Annotated in this window: 1 rRNA gene; it reads left to right on the forward strand. The window is 55.3% G+C overall.

The window, feature by feature from the left end:
- The first annotated feature begins 84 nt into the window (after positions 1-84).
- Positions 85-1,616, forward strand: a 16S ribosomal RNA gene (locus tag R3F64_RS19320).
- Positions 1,617-1,628 lie beyond the last annotated feature (12 nt).

The following is a 1,628-nucleotide window of genomic DNA, read 5'->3' on the forward strand; positions in this document are numbered from 1 at the left end:
CTTGAGAGAACGTTTGAAAACCTTGAGCCAAGTTTGATCCGCTTTTGTTACTTTCGAGTGACAAGTAAGGATCACAATGATTGTAAACTGAAGAGTTTGATCATGGCTCAGATTGAACGCTGGCGGCAGGCCTAACACATGCAAGTCGAGCGGTAACAGGTCCAGCTTGCTGGATGCTGACGAGCGGCGGACGGGTGAGTAACGCATAGGAATCTACCCGGTAGTGGGGGATAACCTGGGGAAACCCAGGCTAATACCGCATACGTCCTACGGGAGAAAGGGGGCTTTGGCTCCCGCTATTGGATGAGCCTATGCCGGATTAGCTGGTTGGTGAGGTAATGGCTCACCAAGGCGACGATCCGTAGCTGGTCTGAGAGGATGATCAGCCACATCGGGACTGAGACACGGCCCGAACTCCTACGGGAGGCAGCAGTGGGGAATATTGGACAATGGGGGCAACCCTGATCCAGCCATGCCGCGTGTGTGAAGAAGGCCCTCGGGTTGTAAAGCACTTTCAGCGAGGAAGAACGCCTGTCGGTTAATACCCGGCAGGAAAGACATCACTCGCAGAAGAAGCACCGGCTAACTCCGTGCCAGCAGCCGCGGTAATACGGAGGGTGCAAGCGTTAATCGGAATTACTGGGCGTAAAGCGCGCGTAGGTGGCTTGATAAGCCGGTTGTGAAAGCCCCGGGCTCAACCTGGGAACGGCATCCGGAACTATTAGGCTAGAGTGCAGGAGAGGAAGGTAGAATTCCCGGTGTAGCGGTGAAATGCGTAGAGATCGGGAGGAATACCAGTGGCGAAGGCGGCCTTCTGGACTGACACTGACACTGAGGTGCGAAAGCGTGGGTAGCAAACAGGATTAGATACCCTGGTAGTCCACGCCGTAAACGATGTCGACCAGCCGTTGGGTGCCTAGCGCACTTTGTGGCGAAGTTAACGCGATAAGTCGACCGCCTGGGGAGTACGGCCGCAAGGTTAAAACTCAAATGAATTGACGGGGGCCCGCACAAGCGGTGGAGCATGTGGTTTAATTCGATGCAACGCGAAGAACCTTACCTACCCTTGACATCCTGCGAACTTGTGAGAGATCACTTGGTGCCTTCGGGAGCGCAGAGACAGGTGCTGCATGGCTGTCGTCAGCTCGTGTTGTGAAATGTTGGGTTAAGTCCCGTAACGAGCGCAACCCTTGTCCCTATTTGCCAGCGATTCGGTCGGGAACTCTAGGGAGACTGCCGGTGACAAACCGGAGGAAGGTGGGGACGACGTCAAGTCATCATGGCCCTTACGGGTAGGGCTACACACGTGCTACAATGGCCGGTACAAAGGGCTGCGAGCTCGCGAGAGTCAGCGAATCCCTTAAAGCCGGTCTCAGTCCGGATCGGAGTCTGCAACTCGACTCCGTGAAGTCGGAATCGCTAGTAATCGTGCATCAGAATGGCACGGTGAATACGTTCCCGGGCCTTGTACACACCGCCCGTCACACCATGGGAGTGGACTGCACCAGAAGTGGTTAGCCTAACTTTGGAGGGCGATCACCACGGTGTGGTTCATGACTGGGGTGAAGTCGTAACAAGGTAGCCGTAGGGGAACCTGCGGCTGGATCACCTCCTTAAACGATGCATCA

It is taken from the genome of Halomonas sp. 5021 (genome assembly GCF_036663435.1).
GTDB classification, from domain to species: Bacteria; Pseudomonadota; Gammaproteobacteria; order Pseudomonadales; family Halomonadaceae; genus Vreelandella; species Vreelandella janggokensis.